Genomic DNA, 16,859 nt, shown 5'->3' on the forward strand with positions numbered 1-16,859 from the left:
CTCTGATCACGCGTGTTGACCCTTCAATCACGCGAAATGCCTAGGGGTGCATGGGCGGTGCCGCGAAACTTTCGGGTGAATTTGTCATCCTCGGGTGGAGTTGCGCGTGGGCGGCCGGTGGGGGTCGGCGGTCCGGTAGTCTCGCCCGCATGGCCACGGATAGCCACCTCCGGTTCGCCCTCGCCGTCCACGCGGCCCTCGGTGCCGGGGGCGGGAACACGTGCTTCTCGCCGTACTCGGTGGCCAGTGCGCTGACCCTCGCCGCGCGGGCCGCCCGGGGAGAGACGCGGGACGAGCTCGTCGCCCTGGTCGGTGACCCCGACGCGCAGACCGTCCTGCTGCGGGAGGCCGCCCAGCTCGCCGAGGACGACGCCGAGCTGGCCGTGGCCAACACGCTGTGGGCCGACGACCGGCTCCCGCTCGAAGACTCCTTCAAGGCCGAGCTCGCCGAATGGCCCGGGGCCGCCGTCGCGAGCGCGCCCTTCGAAAAGGAACCCGAAACCGCTCGCGCCCTCATCAACGACGACGTCGAGCGCACCACGCGCGGGCTGATCCCGCAGCTGCTGCCGCCCGGCTCGATCAGCGACGACGTCGCCGCCGTGCTCGTCAACGCCCTCTACCTCAAAGCCGCGTGGAAACTGCCCTTCCGCGAAGCCAACACCAGCGACGCGCCGTTCCACGCCCCGGCCGGCACCCGGGACGTACCGACCATGTGGCTCAGCGAGAGCCTCGGCTACGCGCACTCCGGCGGCTGGCAGGCGGTGCAGCTGGCCGCGGCCGGTGGCCTGCAGGCCGTCGTGCTGCTGCCCGATGGGGACCTCGCCGAGGCGGAATCCCAGCTCGACCAGGAGAAGCTGACGAACCTGCTCGGCAAGGTCCGCGCCAAGCCGGTCGAGCTCTCGCTCCCCAAGATCTCGCTCGACGTGTCCAGCAAGCTTTCCGGCGTGCTGCACGGTCTCGGCGTGCGGACGATGTTCACCGACCGCGCCGACCTGACCGGGCTCTCGCCGGATCCGCGGCTGACCGTGTCGGAGGTGCTGCACCAGGCCGTGCTGCGCGTCGACGAACAAGGCTTCGAGGGGGCCGCGGCCACCGCGCTGGTCATGCGCCTCATGTCGATGACGATCGACGACCCGGTCGCCGTGGCGGTGGACCGGCCGTTCCTGCTGCTGGTCCGGCACGCCGGGACCGGGGCGCTCTACTTCCTCGCCAGGGTGGTCGAACCGTGAGCCTGAAGTCCGAAGCCGTTCCCGAGCTGGTGCCGCCCGCTCCCGAACCGCCGGAAGGCCCGAAGCGCTGGGCGTGGCAGGACTCCGCGATCGCCGGCGGGTTCCTGCTGTTCACGATCCTGCTCTACAACGGGCTGTGGTTCGACCTCAAGCGCGGTTACCTCTGGAACGGCGGCGCCGACCAGAGCCAGTGGGAGTGGTACTCGACGGTCGTCGCGAAGGCCGTCCTGCACTTCCAGAACCCGTTCACCACGGACCTGCAGAACTACCCGCACGGCGTCAACATGGCGGCCAATGCGGCGATGTTCGGCCTGAACATCCCGCTGGCGCCCCTGACACTGACCTTCGGCGCGACCCTCACCTGGGCGATCGTGCTCACCGCGGGCCTCGCCGGCACCGCGCTCGGCTGGTACTGGGTGTTCTCCCGGCACCTGGTGCCGAACCGGACGGCGGCCGCGATCGGCGGCGCGTTCTGCGGCTTCGCGCCGCCGATGATCTCGCACGGCAACGCGCACCCGAACTTCGTCGTGCTGTTCGTGCTGCCGTTCATCGCGCTCAAGACGATCCAGGTCGCGCGCGGCGTCCGCCCGGTGCGCAACGGCATCGTGCTCGGGCTGCTCGTCGCGTGGCAGATCCTGCTGGGCGAAGAGCCGCTGGCCATCTTCGCCCTCGCCTTCATCGTGTTCGCGGTCGCGTGGCTGATCCCGCACCGCGCGGAGATCCGCGGCATGCTGGCCCCGCTGGGCAAGGGCATCGGGATCGGCGCGGTCGTCGCTCTGGTGATCACCGGATTCCCGTTGTACTGGCAGTTCTTCGGCCCGCAGAGCTTCCACTCGCTGCTGCACGGCTCGGCGGGCAACGACACGGCGGCGTTCACGCGGTTCGCGACGCAGTCGGTCGCCGGCGCGCCCGAGGCGGCCGCGGATGTCTCGATGAACCGCACCGAGGAGAACGCGTTCTTCGGCTGGCCGCTGATCGTGCTCATGGTGATGCTGACGATCTGGCTGTGGCGCGACGTCGTTTCGCGGGCGCTCGCGATCACGATGTACGTGATGGCCCTGCTCTCGCTCGGCATCGAGATCACCGTGGCGCACGAGGACACCGGCATCGCCGGCCCGTGGAAGTGGCTGGGCCAGCTGCCGCTGCTCGACTCACTGCTCGAGTCCCGGCTCGCGATGGGCTGCATTCCCGTCGTGGGCGCGCTCCTGGCGATCGCGACGCACCGCGTCTGGACTGCGGCCGCCGAGCAACCGGAACCCCTCGAAGGCAAGCAGCGGTTCCCCCTGAAGATGATCTGGATCGGCGCGGTGGTGGCCGTGCTGCTCCCGATCGCGCCGACGGAGCTGGTGACGCACCAGCGGCCGCTCTCGCCGCCGTTCTTCGCCGACGGGATCTGGCGCCAGTACATCGCGCCGGGCGGTTCGCTGGTGCCGGTGCCGCTGCCGAGCACCGGGGAGGCCGAGCCGCTGCACTGGCAGGTCGACGCGGGTCTCGGCTACCCGATGCCGGAGGGCTACTTCGTCGGCCCGACGTCCCCGACCGACCGCCGCGGCCGCTACGGCGCCGTCCCGCTGCCGACGTCGGACCTGTTCGCCCAGGTGGAGCGCACCGGCCAGGCGGCCGAGGTCACCGAGGCCGACCGCACCCAGGCGCTCGCGGACCTGCGCGCCTGGAACGCCGACGTGCTCGTGGTCGGGCCGCGCCAGAACCAGGAAGCGCTGAAGTCCACTGTGGAGCTGCTGCTGCGCAAGCCGGCGGAGTTCGTCGGTGGTGTATGGATCTGGGACGTCCGCCCGCTGACGGCGTCTTCGTGACCACTGTGGACGATCAGGGCCGCCCGGAGCCGCCCTACGACGGCGACGAAGCCACCACGCTCCTCGGCTTCCTCGACTTCCACCGCGCGACACTGGCCTGGAAGTGCGCCGGCCTGGACGCGGCGGGCCTGCGCGCGACGCACCCGCCGTCCACGATGACCCTCGGCGGGCTGCTCAAGCACCTGGCCTACGTCGAGGACCACTGGTTCTCCCACGTGCTGCACGGCCGTGACCGGATGGCGCCGTTCGACGCGGTCGACTGGGCGGCCACGCCGGACTGGGACTGGGATTCGGCCGCGGACGACACCCCGGAGCGGCTGCGCGAACTCTGGGCGGCCGCGGTCGAGCGCTCCCGGGCGGCCGTGACGGAAGCGCTGGCCGGCGGCGACCTGGGGCAGCGCGCCCGGCGCGCCCGGCGGGACGGCGGCACGCCGACCCTGCGCTGGATCCTGGTCCACCTGGTCGAGGAGTACAGCCGCCACAACGGCCACGCCGACCTGGTCCGCGAGGCGGTCGACGGCAGCACCGGGGAGTAGTCAGCCCCCGGGCCGGGCGATCTGGAAGACGTTGCCGAACAGGTCACGGACCATCGCCCGCCGGTCGCCGTAGGGCATGGCGGCCGGTTCCTCCAGGCTCGTCGCGCCGCAGTCGAGGGCGCGGCGGTACGTGGCGTCCACATCGGCGACGTAGACGTGGAGGAACGCCGGGAACAGTTCCCGGTCGCCTTCGGCCGAGACCATGACCAGCGAGTCGCCGAGACGGAGCTGGGCGGGGCGCCCGCTCTCGACCTCGCCGGTCGCGCCGAAGACCGTGCGCAGGAACGCGACGGCGGCGACGAGGTCGCGCACCACCATCCGCGGGACCACCGTCGGGAAACCCGGGTTCATACCGGCCCACCCAAGCCGGTTCCGGCCGGACGCACAAGTCAGAGCCGCAGGCCGACCAGCTTGACCAGGAACCGGTCGAGCTGCTCGACCGCGGGCGGCCACGGCAGGTCGGGCTCGTTGATCCGCTGGGCCAGCATGCCGTTGACGGCGGTCCGCAGGTCGATGGCGACCGTCGTGGCGTCGTCGGCCGGAGCCACGCCGGCGTCCATGCACGCCTGGACCGCCTCGATCGTGCGGGCGACCATTACCTCCTTGAACGGCATCCCGTGCCGCCGGTGGACCGCGCTCTCGTGCAGCACCTTGTACAGCCCGGAATGCTCCTGCGCCCACGCGGCCTGGGCGAGGATCCGGGCGCGGAGCGCGGCCGCGGGGCCGTCGGCCGCGGCGGCCGCCTCGTCACCGACGCGGACGAGGTCCTCGTGGCATCGCTGCATGGCGGCCAGCACGAGCGCGTCGCGGTCCGGGAAGTGCAGGTAGACCGACGTCGCCGCGATCGACACCGCCCGCGCCACGGCCCGCAGCGACAGCGCTTCGTCGTCGGCGAGCTCGTCGAGCATCCGGACGGCGGCCGTGACGATTTCTTCGCGCAGCAGCTCGCCCTGGCCACGGGCGTTCGGACGGCGCCTGGTGTCTTCCATCGTCGCCCAGTGTAGCTGGACAGCCTTTGCGCTACAGGTGTAGCGTAATTCGCACTACAGCCGTAGCGCTACGAACGTCATCCGACTGAGGGAGTGCTGTTGACCACCATCGAAACCCCGCCCGACCTGGAACGCCTCGACCCGGTTTACGCGCAGATGGCCGGGGCCACCGCGCGGTTCGCCGGGGCGATCCCCGAGCTGGCCGACCGCGAGAAGACGTTCCTGTGCGTCACGGCCGATGTCTGCCAGGCGAGCCTGGGCTCGGCGTTCGAGGCGCACGTGCGGGCCGGGCTCGCGGCCGGGGTGTCCACCGCGGACCTCCGCGAGCTGCTGCGGTTCGTCTCCTACGACTGCGGTTACCACGCCGCGACCGCCGGCCTCGAGCGGATCTCCGCGCTCGAGGCGGAACTCGGCCTGGCGCGTCCGGACGCCGAACCCCTCGCCCCGGAACTCGTGTCGACCGGGCCGGAGGCGGCACCCAGCCCGCTGCCGCCCCCGGTGCGGGCCCGGCTGGCCGAACTCGACCCGCACTTCGCCGAGTTCTTCGACCTGCAGTCACGCATGCGCACCGGCCACGGGCCCGGCACGCTCAGCGAACGCGAGCGCGGCCTGGTCAGCCTCAGCGTCGACGTCCATTACCAGACCCTGGCCGACACCTTTCGCACGCACGTCGGGCGCGCGCTACGGGGTGGCGCGGCACCGGAAGACGTGCGCGCGGCACTGCGGTTCATCGCCCAGTTCGGCGTCACGCGTGCCTGGCACGCCTGGGAAGTGCTGAACGAGATCCTCGCTCAGCCGAGCACCTCGTCCGCGAGCCGGCCGAGGTAGCCGGCGAAGCGCTCGCGGTCCTCCTGCGGCCAGTGGCCCACCAGCGCGTCGAACGCCTGGCGCTGGTGAGCCTGCGAAGCCTCGAGGAACTCCTTCGCGAACTCCGTCAACGTCAGCACCGCCCGGCGTGCGTCGCGGGTCGACGTCGAGCGCTCGACGAAGCCCGCTCGAGCCGCTTCGCTCACCATCCGGCTGGCCACCGAGCGGTCGATGCCCAGCTGGCGGGCCACGTCCGCGACCGTCACCTCGTCGCCGGCCGTGCCGTCGATCGCCTGGATGACGAACAAGTTCGGCACGGTCCACGACGGCGGGGTGCCGGCGGCGAAGCGGTCGACGACGTCCGGGGCCCACTGGCGCGCCCAATGGCGGACCAGGCGGAACAGGGCCGGGCCGCCCTCACTTGATGTGTGCATAACGCACGTTATAACGTGTGCTTTATGCACGCATCTCGGAACCTCGCCTACGCAGGGCTCCTGCTCGGCATGGCCATGGCCCAGCTGGACGGCCTGGTTCTCACGGCCGCCCTGCCGTCGATCGGCGCCGGCCTGCACGCCCGCACCGGGCTGGTCGCGGTCACCGCCGCCGGGCTGCTGACCCTGACCGTCGCGACGCCGCTGCACGGCCGGCTCGGCGACCTCTACGGCCGCCGGATCTCCTTCGCGCTATCGGTGCTCCTGTTCGCCGCCGCCTCCGCCTGGTGCGCCGCCGCACCCGATCTCGGCTCGCTGATCGCCGCCCGCGCGCTGCAGGGCCTGGGCGGCAGCGGGCTGATCGTCACGGCGATGAGCGCGCTCGGCGAGCTGTTCGACCGCGACGAGCTGCTGCGCCGCCAAGGCTGGCAGACGGCCGTCTTCGCGGCGGCCACCCTCGGCGGCCCGCCGCTGGGCGGGCTGCTCGCCGCCGGTCCCGGCTGGCGGTGGATCTTCCTGATCAACCTGCCGTTGAGCGTGCCCGCTTTGCTGCTCGGCTTACGCGGGCTGCCGGCGAAAGCGCGTCAGGACAAGGGAAAGTTCGACGTTCCGGGCAGTGCGCTGCTGGCCGTCGCGGGGACCGCCGTCGTCGCGCTCGGCACCGTCGACGCGCTCGCCAGGAGTCCACTGTGGACGTCGATCCTGCTCGGAACGACCGTGGTGACGGGCTTCCTGTTCGTCCGGCGGCAGCGCCGTACGAAGAGCCCGCTGATCTCGCCGAAGGTGTTCGCGGACGCCGTCCTCAAGCGCGCGGTGGTGGTCAACGGCCTGGCGGGCGCGGCGCTCTACGGCACCTTCACCTACGTCGCCCTGGTCGCCGCGCTCGGCGCCCGGGCGGCGGCCACCGGGCTGCTGCTCGTCGCCATGACCGCGGGACAGCTCGTCCTCTCGACGTCCTTCGCCGCGCTGGCCCGGCGGCACCCGGACCTGACGGCGTGGGGCCGGGCCGGCTGCCTGCTCGGCACCGCCGGACTGGCCGCGATCGCGGTCGCCGCCGCCTTCGACGGCAGCCCCTGGCTGCTCGCCCCGGGTCTGTTCGCGATCGGCGCGGCCTTCGCCGTCTGCACGTCCGCCTACACCGTCCTCGGTCAGACGCGGGCCGACCGGGCGCTGCTCGGCGTGACGCTCGGGTCGCTGACCTTCGCCCGGCAGGCCGGCGGCCTCGCCGGGAACGCGGTGTTCGGCTGGCTCGCGCTGGCCACGACCGGCGGGCTCGCCGCACCCGGCCTCACCGTCGTGTTCGCCGCGGCGGCCGGGGCGATGCTGGTGGCGTGGTTCACAGCGCCCGGTGTCACGTCTGCGGACGCCGTCTCGTCCAGACCGTAGACACCGGACGAAGGAGAACGACATGCCGCGCATCCCCGCCAAGAAGACGTCCGAGGCCGGGCTCTTCCTCAAGCTCGTCTACCGGATCGCCGGCCGCCGCTTCGGCGCGGTGCCCGAGCCGATGGCCGTCACCGCGCACCACCCCGGGCTGCTGCGGACGTCCGTGGTCCACGAGCTGCTGGCCGAGCGCGCGTCGCAGAAGGTCCCGGCGAACGTGCGGGAGCTCGCCGTCTACCGGGTCGCGACGCGGATCGGCTGCTCGTGGTGCGTCGACTTCGGCACCATGCTGCAGAAGCACGACGGCCTCGACATCGAGCGGCTCACGAAGATCGACGACTACGCGACTTCCCCCGCCTTCAGCCACCAGGAGCGGCTGGCGCTCGCCTACGCCGACGCGATGTCCGGCGACCAGGTCACGGTGACCGACGAGCAGGTCGCCGAGCTCGAGCGGGAGTTCGGCCGCGAGGGCGTCCTGGAGCTGACCTACCAGATCGCGCTGGAGAACTCCCGCGCCCGGATGAACAGCGCACTCGGCATCGTCGACCAGGGGTTCACCTCCGGCGACGCGTGCCGCGTCCCGCTCCCGTAGGAGGCGCCGAACCCGACCCCGGGGGGACGCGCCGCCGGGGTCCGCCGCGGGACCGTTCTGCGCATGCACCTCGTCGCCAGTGAACGGATCAAGCTCTTCAGCATCACCACGCCCTGGGTGTGCGGCATCTTCACCCTGGTCGCGCTGGCCTTCCCGGCCGTGATCTCCGCCCTCAGCGCGGGAGAGGCCCACCTGCCGCCCACGGTCGCGAGCACCCAGGCCGGCTACCAGCTCGCCCTGGTCGGCGTGCTGGTGCTGGCCGCGCTCGCGGTGACCGGCGAATACCACTCCGGCACGATCCACGGCACCTTCCAGGCCGTGCCGAGCCGGACGCCGGTGCTGCTGGCCAAGGCCGCGCTGGTCGCCGGGTACGCCTTCCTGCTCGGCGAAGCCGCCGCGTTCGCGGCCTGGCTGCTGGCGCGGGTCCTCGCGCCGGGCGCCGACCTGGCCCTGGACAGCGGCGCCGACTGGCGGATCGTCGCCGGGACCGGACCGGTGTTCGCGTTGGCCGCCGTCTGCGGGGTGGGCGTCGGCCTGCTCGTGCGCTACACCGCCGGCGCGGTCGCGGTGGTCGTCGCCTACCCGCTGATGGCGGAGAACGTCGTCCAGCTGATCCCGCGCGCCGGCCAGGAGATCCACCGGTGGCTGCCGCTGAACGCCGTCACGAAGTTCCTCAGCGGCCGCGGCGAGGCGAACGCGGGCCGGGACGGCGGCAACGCCGGCGTCCTGTCCGACTCGCCGCTGAGCCCGGGCTGGGCGCTGGCCTACTTCGCCGCCTTCGCCGCCGTCCTGCTGGCCGCCGGGATCGTGAAGGTCAGGCGCCGGGACGCGTGATCCGGGTCAGCTTGTCCGGGTTGACCATGTCGTAGATCGCCACGATCCGGCCGTCGCGGATGCTGACCGACTGGACGTGCTCGTCGAGGTCGAAGAAGCCCTCCTGGCCCGGTTGCGGAGCCAGGTGCAGGCCCAGGTCGCCGTTGACGAGCACCGGCGTGCCACCGGTGAGGATGCCGGGCGCGTACTTCCTGGTGAGGCCGATGAAGAAGCGGGCGATCTTGTCCGCGCCGACAATGAGGTTGCGGGCGGTACGGCCCTTGCCGTTCGAGTCGCCGACGAGCACGACGTCCGGGGCCAGCAGCTCGGTCATCGCCCGGACGTCCCCGGCCTGCAGCGCGGTGACGAACATTTCGAGGATCTTCGCCTGGTCCTCCAGCGGGACGCGCGGTGCCGGGTCGGCGTCGGCGAGGGCCTTGCGGCCGCGGGAGGCGTACTGGCGGGCGGCGTCGACCGAGACGCCGAGGGCGTCCGCGATCTCCGAGAACGGCACCGAGAAGGCGTCGTGCAGGACGAAGGCGACGCGCTGCTCCGGCGTCAGCTTGTCGAGGACGACCAGCGCGGCCATCCGCAGGCCGTCGTCGCGGACCGCGACGTCGAGGGGGTCCTCGCTCACCGGCCGCCCGAACGGCGTGACGACCGGCTCCGGCAGCCAGTTGCCGACGTAGCGCTCCCGCTGCGCGGCGGCCGACTTGAGCCGGTCGAGGCAGATCCGGCCGACGACCGTGGTCAGCCAGCCCCGCAGGTCGCGGATCGCCGCGCGGCCGGCGTCGTCCAGGCCGGCCAGCCGGAACCAGGACTCCTGGACGGCGTCCTCGGCGTCGGCGCGGGTGCCGGTCAGCCGGTAGGCGACGCCGATGAGGTGACTGCGGTGCTCGGCGAACCGCGCGGCGAGTGCGTCCTGGGCGGTGGGCGTGGAGGCCATGCCCCGAGTGTGCCGCAACCGGCAAAGCTAGAGTGGGTGACGTGGCAGGACGGATTCGGGAGAGCGACATCGCGGAGGTGCGCGAGCGGAACCGGATCGACGAGGTCGTCGGGGAGTACGTGGCCCTGCGCCGCGCCGGTGGGGGCAGCCTGAAGGGCCTCTGCCCGTTCCACAACGAGAAGACCCCGTCGTTCAACGTCCGCCCGACGCACGGCACCTTCCACTGCTTCGGCTGTGGCGAAGGCGGCGACGTCATCAAGTTCATCCAGAAGATCGACCTGATCTCGTTCGTGGAAGCCGTCGAGCGGCTGGCCGACCGGGTCGGCATCCGGCTCACCTACGAGGGCGGCGGCGCGACGATCCAGCGCGACCGCGGCAGCCGCACCCGGCTGGTCGAGGCCCACCGCCTGGCCCAGGAGTTCTACGCCGAGCAGCTGCTCACCGACGAGGCGCGCCCGGCGCGGGACTTCCTGTCCGAGCGCGGGTTCGACGCCGCGATGGCGAAGACGTTCGGCTGCGGGTACGCACCCGGCGGCTGGGACAAGCTGACGAAGTTCCTGCTCACCCGCGGCTTCGAGGTCAAGGAACTGCTCACCGCGGGGCTGTCCAAGGAGGGCCAGCGCGGCCCGATGGACCGGTTCCACCGGCGGCTGGTCTGGCCGATCCGCGACGTCGGCAACGACGTCGTCGGCTTCGGCGCGCGGCGGCTGTTCGACGACGACCGGATCTCGGCGAAGTACCTCAACACGGCCGAGTCGCCGATCTACAAGAAGTCCCAGGTCATGTTCGGCCTCGACCTGGCCAAGCGCGAGATCGCGAAGCGGCACCAGGTCGTCGTGGTCGAGGGCTACACCGACGTCATGGCGATGCACGCGTCGGGCGTGCCGACGGCGGTGGCGTCGTCGGGCACGGCGTTCGGCGAGGACCACATGAAGGTGCTTCGCCGGCTGATGATGGACGATGACGCGTTCCGCGGCGAAGTCATCTTCACCTTCGACGGCGACGAAGCGGGCCAGAAGGCGGCGCTGAAGGCGTTCGAGGGCGACCAGACGTTCGCCGGCCAGACGTACATCGCGGTCGCGCCGGACGGCATGGACCCGTGCGAGCTGCGGCTGGCCAAGGGCGACAGCGCGGTGAAGGACCTGGTCGCGCGGCGGACCCCGCTGTTCGAGTTCGTCATCCGCAGCACGCTCAAGAACTACGACCTCGACTCGGTCGACGGCCAGGTCGCGGCGCTGCAGAAGACCGTGCCGATGGTGGCGTCGATCAAGGACCGCGCGGCCCGCGACGGCTACGCGTCGAAGCTCGCCTGGTGGGTGGGCTGGCAGGACGTCGCCCAGGTCGTCAACCGCGTCCGCGGGGCCGCGGGCGCGACGGACAAGCGCGGCGGGGCCCCGCTGCGGCAGCCCGCACGCGCCCAGCAGGCCGCCCCGGCGGCCCCGGCGCAGGACCTCGCCCGCCCGGCCCCGAAGGACCCGCGGTTCGCCGTGCAGCGCGAGGCGCTGAAGGCCGCCCTGCAGCAGCCCGCGATCGCCGGGCCGGAGTACGACGCGCTGCCGCTGGAGGCGTTCACCCACCCGGTGTACGTCGCGGTGCACGAGGCGGTGCTCAAGGCGGGCGGCGCGGGTTCGGGCCTGACCGGCCCGGCGCTGCTGGACGCGGCGGCGCCGCACTGTCCGGAAGGGACGGTCCGGCGGGTACTGTCCGAGCTGGCGGTGGAACCGTTGCAGGCCAAGGACGAGGTCGACTCCCGGTACATCTCGTCGATCCTGGCGCGGCTGCAGGAGGGGCTCGTCGGGCGGCAGATCGCGGAGATCAAGGGCAAGCTGCAGCGGCTGTCGCCGGTCGAAGCGCCGGACGACTACCGCGCGCTGTTCGGCGACCTCGTCGCGCTGGAGCAGTACAAGAAGTCGCTGGGCGAGCAGGCGGCCGCCGGCGCGTGGAGCTGAGATGAGTTTCCTGCGCCGGTTGCTCGGCGACCGCACCCCCGACGGGTTCGCCGGAACTCTGGAGCCGGGCGAGGAAGTCGTCGACAGCGCCCCCGTCGAGGGCGGCGGCCACCTGGTCGTGACGGCCCTGGGCCTGTGGATCCCGGCCGGCGACAGCGCGCGGCGCGTCGGCTGGCACCTCGTCGGCAAGGCGACCTGGGCGGACGGCGTCTTCACGCTGACGGAGTCGGCCGAGGTCGGAACGGCGGGTACGGCGGTCGTGCTGGCCGACCTGCCGCCGGTGCGCTTCCGGCTGCCGGCGCCGGGCAAGGTGCCGCGTGAGGCCTACCAGCGCGTCGAGGGCTCGATCCGCTCCCGGCACCGGCAGGAGATCGGCGCCGGGGGAGCGTGGTTCGTCCAGCGCAAGGTGCCCGGCCGCGACGGCAGCGTGCTGCAGGTCCGGCCCGACCCGGGCACCGACGTCGAGCTGGTGACGGCCATCGCCGAGCAGGTCGCCGCGAAGCTGGTCAACCCGGCCGAATAGCAGTACGCTCGTACTCAGTACAAGCGTACTGTTATGGGAGGCGGCCGTGTGGGATCCGGGCAAGTACCTCGACTACGCCGACCTGCGGGCCCGGCCGTTCCACGACCTGGTCTCGCGCATCGGGGCCGCGTCGCCGCGGCGGGTCGCCGACCTGGGCTGCGGCCCGGGCAACCTGACGGTTTCCCTGCGTGACCGCTGGCCCGAGGCGGCGCTGGAGTGCAGCGATAGTTCACCGGAAATGGTGGCAGCGGCCCGCGCTCGCGGTCTGGACGCGCGGCTGCTCGACGTCCGCGACTGGCAGCCGGCGCCCGACACCGACGTCGTGGTGTCGAACGCCGTCCTGCAGTGGGTCCCCGACCACGCTCCGCTGCTTCGGCGATGGGTGTCGTCGCTGCCTGCGGGGGCGTACCTGGCGGTGCAGGTGCCGGGCAACTTCAACGCGCCTTCGCACGTGCTCACGCGCTCGCTGGCGGCGTCCCCGGCCTGGGCGTCCCGCTTGGAGGAGGTGGTGCTGCGCGAGGACGACGCGGTGTCGACCCCGGCGGAGTACGCGAGCCTCCTGGCCGACGCGGGCTGCACGGTCGACGCCTGGGAGACGACGTACGTCCAGCCCCTGACCGGGCCTTCACCGGTGCTGGAGTGGATCACCGGAACAGCGTTGCGCCCGATCCGCGCGGCCCTGCCGGACGCGGAGTGGGAGCGGTTCCGCGCCGAACTGGCCCCGCTGTTGGACTCGGCGTACCCGGAGCGGGCCGACGGGGTCACCTGGTTCGAGTTCCGCAGGGTGTTCTTCGTGGCGCGCGTCAGCGCTTGAGCTTCTCCCCGATCTTCGCGCGCGCCACCCCGGCGGCGCCTTGGACCATCGGGTGGTCGACGACCCGGCGGTAGGTGCGCACGAGCTGCTCGTACCGCCCCCGGCCTGCCTTGGCGCCCAGTACGTACCCCAGGCCGGCCCCCAGCAGGAACTTCTTCATCCGCGTCCACGCCTTCCGTCGTTAGGTCGTCCGACTGTCCATTGTCCAGGAAAACCGCGCGGGCGGGGGCGGTTGCGCTAAGTGGGGGGTGGTGCACGGGGCTTCCGGGGCATGGTCTAAAGTTCTTCTCGTCGGTCGGAGAGACCGGCACCGGAAGTGAGCAACATTCCCCTGTAGCTCAACTGGCAGAGCATTCGGCTGTTAACCGGAGGGTTCTTGGTTCGAGTCCAAGCGGGGGAGCAAGGCCCAGGTCAACGACCTGGGCCTTTTTGCTACCCATGGGTAGGGGCGATTTAGTGTCGATCTTGACGATCGTCCAGCGAGCGGGCGTCGCGACGTCGACGCGCTGGCTGCCGCCCAGCGTTCGCGGCAACCAGCCGGACCGGGATCGTCTTGAGCCGCCCCTGGCGTCCGCCAGTTGAGCGATCGCTTGCCTTCGATCGAGGCGAAGTGGAGAAGTGCGACTGACGCGGCCGGGGCGTGTGACCCGGCCCGCCTCGGCATGAAAGCAACCGACGCGCCGGGGTGGGTAGGGCTGGCTGTCGAGATCGAGGGGGGTACCCTGGGTCCGAGCGACCCGCTCGAATACCTGCGTCACGCAGACCGGCACCGCTAACGCACCACCGTCGCGCCGCCGGGCCTGCTGGCCGTACCCCAAGACTGGTGTCTTCGGGTCGGATGACGATTTGGCTCGTAGCGGCACTCGAGGTCTCGGCGGTTTCTAGGTCGGGATCGACAAGGGTGGAGTCAGGCCTCGCGTCGAACTCTCGCTTCACTGGGCGTATCGCGCCTAGTGGCTGGTTTCGACGTGCTGGCGGTTCGCCGTCAGCTGACTCCACAGGAGTGCTGAACTATGGCCACACCTACGTATTTTCCCATTTCGATTCCTTTGTCCTGGGACGACGCCCGGTGGGCGCTCACGGTGCTGTCCGAAGCCTCGGATCGCCTCGGTGTCGCGCAGGAGGCAGTCATCGAGCTGCGTCCGGAGGGGATCACCCTGGGGCGCCTGACGGGGATGTTCGCGAGTCTTCTCGGGCCGGAGACCCAGACCTTTCCGTTCGGCACGGTGCTTAACCTGGGCGGCGACCGACTGTACGACGTCCGACTGCCCCTAGAAGCGTGGGGGTTGCTTTCCGCCTTCCTGGGTGAGTTCATCGTCGGCCGCATGTGGATGTCAGGGGATAACTCACTGGCGGAGCAGGAAGCCGCCTGGGAAGCCGAGCAGGTTTCGGATCTTCTCAATCGGATCATGGAGGCTACCCCGTGAGTCCTGAGGCTTTCGACTACGTCGACGACGGCTGGGTGCCCGACCGGCCGACCTTGGCGAAGCCGGCCGCGGTGACCAACCTGGCGAACGCGCTGGGGGGGAAGAACCTCAGCGCGGCGGCGGTGCGGGCGTTTGCTCGCGCCGCCGCTCGCCCGGATGACATGCGCCGAAAGTTGGCAGACCCCGTGGAACTGAGGGTGCAGGGCGGTACCCTTGTCCTGGTCGAGACCCGGCTGTGGTCCGCCAGTGTGCTGCCTCACCCCGCCAACCCGCGAGAGTACGGGCACCGAACTTATGCCTTGGGCGGTGACGCCGGGGTAGGTGATGTGTTACTTGAGCCTGCCGCGATGCCCGACGGCAACGCGGAACTGGTCTTAGATGTCGCGACGCCCGATGACCTTGTCGCTAGGCTGGGCGATGCCGAAGCGAGGTTGAGTCGAGCCAACCCGCTCGTGGAGGACCTTCGGGTCGAGGGCGTGCTACAGCCCTTGACGGTGGTGGCCTTAACGGCCCACCACCTGGACGGGGCCGCCCCGGCGACGTTCCTGATCGCGGCCGACGGGTCGAGTCGCATAAGTTCAGTTCACCAAATTTTGCGGTACTCGATTGCTGACTTGGCCTATAACTTAGAGGACAACCGAAAGTTCCGTGCAGCTGTAAACGCATTCGCGCGTTCGGTGCAAGGACGCGATTGGGAGGACCTTAGCGAAGCGGAGCGCGCAGCCCTGAGGGTTCTCACGGTACCGGCCCGAGTCGTGGTCGGCTTTCGGCCCGAGCCGCGATCATCTCTGCCATTCCACACTGCAATTCGAAACTTCATCGGGTTAACTCACATTCGGCCGCCGAAGGCGTACGGTCGTGCGGTCGAGAACGAAGCAAAAGCTGACGCTGTACTCGATTCACTTTCGCGACCACTCCGCACTCGGCCCGCCACTCTGGACAAGCGCGAGAAAAGCTGGCTCGCAGGAACAGCCTCGCCTGCCCAAATTAAAAAATGGGGACTCCCTCAGGACCCTGATCTGCGTACAGCGGAGATTATTCGCTCAATCCTTGCTGGTGGGGCAGGAACGACCCGCAGGGTGAATGACGGCATTCGCTCCCTTACGGTAGAGCAGCGACCGAAACGGGAGGACCGGGTTGATATCGCGGTCGAGTTGATCTTGCGGCCGCTACGCACGAGTACCCAGGATGACGTAGCGTATATTCGGCCGCGTCGTGCAGTATTGCAGCGAATGTACCGGCTGCCGGAGATAGCTAACTTGTCGGGCGACATGCAGCTTGAAGGGATGCCCGGCTCGGCGCTAACTTTGAAGGATCTTCGTGACCAGGCGTTAGAGGAAGTAGCGGCGGGGCAAGGTGATGGTGGTCGTCTCGCCGATGCGCAGACGGAGTTGGCCATCAAGGCTGCCTATTATATGGCCGTTTCTGAAACAATGGCGTTGCAGCGCGAGGTGTTCGGCGGCGAGGATGATGACGACGACCGGAGCCCTGCCGTGGTAATGCGAGCAATGCTGTCGCGGCCCCGGGGAGTGTTGCAAGCTTACGAAGTCATTCGAGCTGGTCGGGCGGGTGAGCCGCTCGTCGTAGTAGACGAGAACGGAGCCCGGCTGCGTGATGACGCTACCGCGTTAGCGCTCACCGATGATTTCGTGCGCCAAGTCTACAACGGCGAGGTTTCTAATAATGCGCAAGCGGGCGCTGCGGCAGCTGCGCGACAATGGGCGGTTATCCAGAAGAACATTGAAACTCTTAAAAAGTCGGTCCGTGTAATGGATTCGATTCCGGTGTATGCGGGCGGGCCGAGTTTTACTGAACGTGAAGGTTGGCAAACGAAAGTTGTAGAGGGAGCTCGCCGTGTGATAGATATTATCGACCGGAAACTCGCAGGATGGGGCGACCGATTCGAGGAAAAGTCTGCCGCGGAAGTTGACGATGACGATTGAAGTCCGTGCTGTCGATCTTGGGAAGTATTGTAGATATCTTCGTTTCAATGAGGTGCTTAGCTTGTGGCATCAGAGGCGTGCTTGGCATGCTCGCGATAGCGAACTGGTGTAGAGGTTGATGTAGAGGGTTTAATGGCGGGGATATCGACGCTGGCCGATTCTGTGCTCTCCGGCGACAACGGGTAGACTGTGGTAGGATCCCCTATTTCGGGTCCACGAATTGGGTCGCTATGCGGCCATAGCTTTGCCTGATCGTCCCCTTCATTCGCCAGCAGGATGGTTTCCCTTTCCGGCGAGAGCCCGCCGAGAAGCGGTGGCGTAGCGGTCGCGGCCGATGTCTTAGGTCGGTGTTCAGCGGGCCGCCTCGTCGGCGGTCTCGGCGAACGACCGGATCCCGCCGGCGGCGTCGTAGCCGAACGCCGGGCCCCGAGTTCAGCGAGGACGTGCTGCCGAAGCTGCGCGTCCTTGGCTGGTCACCCCCGGTTGTTCCGATCACGAGCCGTTGCCCGGTGGATGCCGGTGGATGCCGGTGGGGGCCTGGGTCCTTGACCAGCAAAAACAGCGTTGGTGACCCCCTCACTGCCAGTGAGGTGCGCAAGGCCTCCTGACCTGCGGTTTTGGTGAATCCGCAGGTCGGCTGGGGCAGTCTGGGGCAGTTGGGCC

Annotated in this window: 17 protein-coding genes and 1 tRNA gene; 13 read left to right on the plus strand and 5 right to left on the minus strand. The window is 70.0% G+C overall.

Going from position 1 to position 16,859, the window contains the following annotated elements; genetic code table 11:
• The first annotated feature begins 149 nt into the window (after positions 1-149).
• From ACWDN5_RS29865 to ACWDN5_RS29875, 3 genes are read left to right on the plus strand one after another with little or no spacing between them, the layout of a single operon-like run.
• Positions 150-1,229, plus strand: coding sequence for a serpin family protein (locus tag ACWDN5_RS29865; RefSeq protein ID WP_449678621.1), 1,080 nt, complete (start codon positions 150-152; stop codon positions 1,227-1,229).
• On the plus strand, positions 1,226-3,043 hold the full coding sequence (locus ACWDN5_RS29870) for a glycosyl transferase (RefSeq protein WP_396136933.1): 1,818 nt from the start codon (positions 1,226-1,228) through the stop codon (positions 3,041-3,043). The genes ACWDN5_RS29865 and ACWDN5_RS29870 overlap by 4 nt, the downstream gene beginning before the upstream one ends.
• On the plus strand, positions 3,040-3,579 hold the full coding sequence (locus ACWDN5_RS29875) for a DinB family protein (RefSeq protein WP_449678622.1): 540 nt from the start codon (positions 3,040-3,042) through the stop codon (positions 3,577-3,579). The genes ACWDN5_RS29870 and ACWDN5_RS29875 overlap by 4 nt, the downstream gene beginning before the upstream one ends.
• Here the strand turns inward: ACWDN5_RS29875 and ACWDN5_RS29880 are convergent, their stop codons facing one another.
• Positions 3,580-3,930: a VOC family protein gene (locus tag ACWDN5_RS29880; protein WP_449678623.1), complete on the minus strand. Its 351-nt coding sequence runs from the start codon at positions 3,928-3,930 to the stop codon at positions 3,580-3,582.
• A 38-nt stretch (positions 3,931-3,968) separates the two neighbouring features.
• Positions 3,969-4,568 carry a TetR/AcrR family transcriptional regulator gene (locus ACWDN5_RS29885; protein WP_310972477.1) on the minus strand — a complete coding sequence of 200 codons (600 nt, stop codon included), beginning with the start codon at positions 4,566-4,568 and terminating at the stop codon, positions 3,969-3,971.
• Positions 4,569-4,667: 99 nt separating this feature from the next.
• Here ACWDN5_RS29885 and ACWDN5_RS29890 point away from each other — a divergent pair, with 99 nt between their 5' ends.
• Entirely contained in the window at positions 4,668-5,396 is a 729-nt protein-coding gene (locus tag ACWDN5_RS29890) for a carboxymuconolactone decarboxylase family protein (protein WP_449678624.1), read from the plus strand.
• Here ACWDN5_RS29890 and ACWDN5_RS29895 read toward each other — a convergent pair.
• A complete protein-coding gene (locus ACWDN5_RS29895; RefSeq protein ID WP_310972479.1) occupies positions 5,360-5,809 on the minus strand; it encodes a MarR family winged helix-turn-helix transcriptional regulator in 450 nt (149 codons plus the stop codon). The genes ACWDN5_RS29890 and ACWDN5_RS29895 overlap by 37 nt on opposite strands.
• A gap of 24 nt (positions 5,810-5,833) precedes the next feature.
• Between ACWDN5_RS29895 and ACWDN5_RS29900 the strand changes: the two genes are divergently transcribed.
• From ACWDN5_RS29900 to ACWDN5_RS29910, 3 genes are all read left to right on the plus strand, one after another.
• Positions 5,834-7,192: an MFS transporter gene (locus ACWDN5_RS29900; RefSeq protein WP_449678625.1), complete on the plus strand. Its 1,359-nt coding sequence runs from the start codon at positions 5,834-5,836 to the stop codon at positions 7,190-7,192.
• Positions 7,193-7,214: 22 nt separating this feature from the next.
• Positions 7,215-7,781: a carboxymuconolactone decarboxylase family protein gene (locus ACWDN5_RS29905; protein ID WP_449678626.1), complete on the plus strand. Its 567-nt coding sequence runs from the start codon at positions 7,215-7,217 to the stop codon at positions 7,779-7,781.
• A 63-nt stretch (positions 7,782-7,844) separates the two neighbouring features.
• On the plus strand, positions 7,845-8,615 hold the full coding sequence (locus tag ACWDN5_RS29910; RefSeq protein ID WP_449678627.1) for a hypothetical protein: 771 nt from the start codon (positions 7,845-7,847) through the stop codon (positions 8,613-8,615).
• Here the strand turns inward: ACWDN5_RS29910 and ACWDN5_RS29915 are convergent.
• Positions 8,596-9,540: a sigma-70 family RNA polymerase sigma factor gene (locus tag ACWDN5_RS29915; protein WP_310972485.1), complete on the minus strand. Its 945-nt coding sequence runs from the start codon at positions 9,538-9,540 to the stop codon at positions 8,596-8,598. The genes ACWDN5_RS29910 and ACWDN5_RS29915 overlap by 20 nt on opposite strands.
• 32 nt (positions 9,541-9,572) lie before the next feature.
• On the opposite strand from ACWDN5_RS29915, the gene dnaG reads away from it, so the two are divergent.
• The 3 genes from dnaG to ACWDN5_RS29930 are packed head-to-tail and all read left to right on the plus strand — an operon-like array spanning position 9,573 to position 12,826.
• Positions 9,573-11,489, plus strand: a complete 1,917-nt coding sequence (gene dnaG, locus ACWDN5_RS29920; protein ID WP_449678628.1) for a DNA primase — start codon at positions 9,573-9,575, stop codon at positions 11,487-11,489.
• A 1-nt stretch (position 11,490) separates the two neighbouring features.
• The gene (locus tag ACWDN5_RS29925) at positions 11,491-12,012 is read left to right on the plus strand and encodes a hypothetical protein (RefSeq protein ID WP_310972488.1); all 522 of its coding nucleotides are present in this window, start codon (positions 11,491-11,493) and stop codon (positions 12,010-12,012) included.
• 46 nt (positions 12,013-12,058) lie between these two features.
• Complete coding sequence (locus ACWDN5_RS29930; RefSeq protein ID WP_449678629.1) at positions 12,059-12,826, plus strand: trans-aconitate 2-methyltransferase; 768 nt, start codon at positions 12,059-12,061, stop codon at positions 12,824-12,826.
• Here the strand turns inward: ACWDN5_RS29930 and ACWDN5_RS29935 are convergent.
• Positions 12,816-12,986, minus strand: a complete 171-nt coding sequence (locus ACWDN5_RS29935) for a hypothetical protein (protein WP_003097798.1) — start codon at positions 12,984-12,986, stop codon at positions 12,816-12,818. The two genes, ACWDN5_RS29930 and ACWDN5_RS29935, sit on opposite strands and share 11 nt — an antisense overlap.
• Before the next feature lie 167 nt (positions 12,987-13,153).
• Between ACWDN5_RS29935 and ACWDN5_RS29940 the strand changes: the two genes are divergently transcribed.
• The 3 genes from ACWDN5_RS29940 (at position 13,154) to ACWDN5_RS29950 (ending at position 16,196) form a co-directional block, all read left to right on the plus strand.
• Positions 13,154-13,226, plus strand: a tRNA-Asn gene (locus tag ACWDN5_RS29940).
• 613 nt (positions 13,227-13,839) lie between these two features.
• Positions 13,840-14,253, plus strand: coding sequence for a hypothetical protein (locus ACWDN5_RS29945; protein WP_449678630.1), 414 nt, complete (start codon positions 13,840-13,842; stop codon positions 14,251-14,253).
• Positions 14,250-16,196 (plus strand): hypothetical protein, encoded by a 1,947-nt coding sequence (locus tag ACWDN5_RS29950; protein ID WP_449678631.1) that lies wholly within the window; start codon positions 14,250-14,252, stop codon positions 16,194-16,196. Before ACWDN5_RS29945 ends, ACWDN5_RS29950 begins: the two co-directional genes overlap by 4 nt.
• Positions 16,197-16,859 lie beyond the last annotated feature (663 nt).

Source organism: Amycolatopsis sp. NPDC003731, assembly GCF_053586895.1.

What these genes read in the sequence shown, in the direction of transcription:
- ACWDN5_RS29865 (WP_449678621.1), top strand. Translation starts at nt 150, where the DNA reads ATGGCCACGGATAGCCACCTCCGGTTCGCCCTCGCCGTCCACGCGGCC.
- ACWDN5_RS29880 (WP_449678623.1), bottom strand. Translation starts at nt 3,930, where the DNA reads ATGAACCCGGGTTTCCCGACGGTGGTCCCGCGGATGGTGGTGCGCGAC.
- ACWDN5_RS29885 (WP_310972477.1), bottom strand. Translation starts at nt 4,568, where the DNA reads ATGGAAGACACCAGGCGCCGTCCGAACGCCCGTGGCCAGGGCGAGCTG.
- ACWDN5_RS29895 (WP_310972479.1), bottom strand. Translation starts at nt 5,809, where the DNA reads ATGCACACATCAAGTGAGGGCGGCCCGGCCCTGTTCCGCCTGGTCCGC.
- ACWDN5_RS29900 (WP_449678625.1), top strand. Translation starts at nt 5,834, where the DNA reads ATGCACGCATCTCGGAACCTCGCCTACGCAGGGCTCCTGCTCGGCATG.
- ACWDN5_RS29905 (WP_449678626.1), top strand. Translation starts at nt 7,215, where the DNA reads ATGCCGCGCATCCCCGCCAAGAAGACGTCCGAGGCCGGGCTCTTCCTC.
- ACWDN5_RS29910 (WP_449678627.1), top strand. Translation starts at nt 7,845, where the DNA reads ATGCACCTCGTCGCCAGTGAACGGATCAAGCTCTTCAGCATCACCACG.
- ACWDN5_RS29915 (WP_310972485.1), bottom strand. Translation starts at nt 9,540, where the DNA reads ATGGCCTCCACGCCCACCGCCCAGGACGCACTCGCCGCGCGGTTCGCC.
- ACWDN5_RS29925 (WP_310972488.1), top strand. Translation starts at nt 11,491, where the DNA reads ATGAGTTTCCTGCGCCGGTTGCTCGGCGACCGCACCCCCGACGGGTTC.
- ACWDN5_RS29935 (WP_003097798.1), bottom strand. Translation starts at nt 12,986, where the DNA reads ATGAAGAAGTTCCTGCTGGGGGCCGGCCTGGGGTACGTACTGGGCGCC.
- ACWDN5_RS29945 (WP_449678630.1), top strand. Translation starts at nt 13,840, where the DNA reads ATGGCCACACCTACGTATTTTCCCATTTCGATTCCTTTGTCCTGGGAC.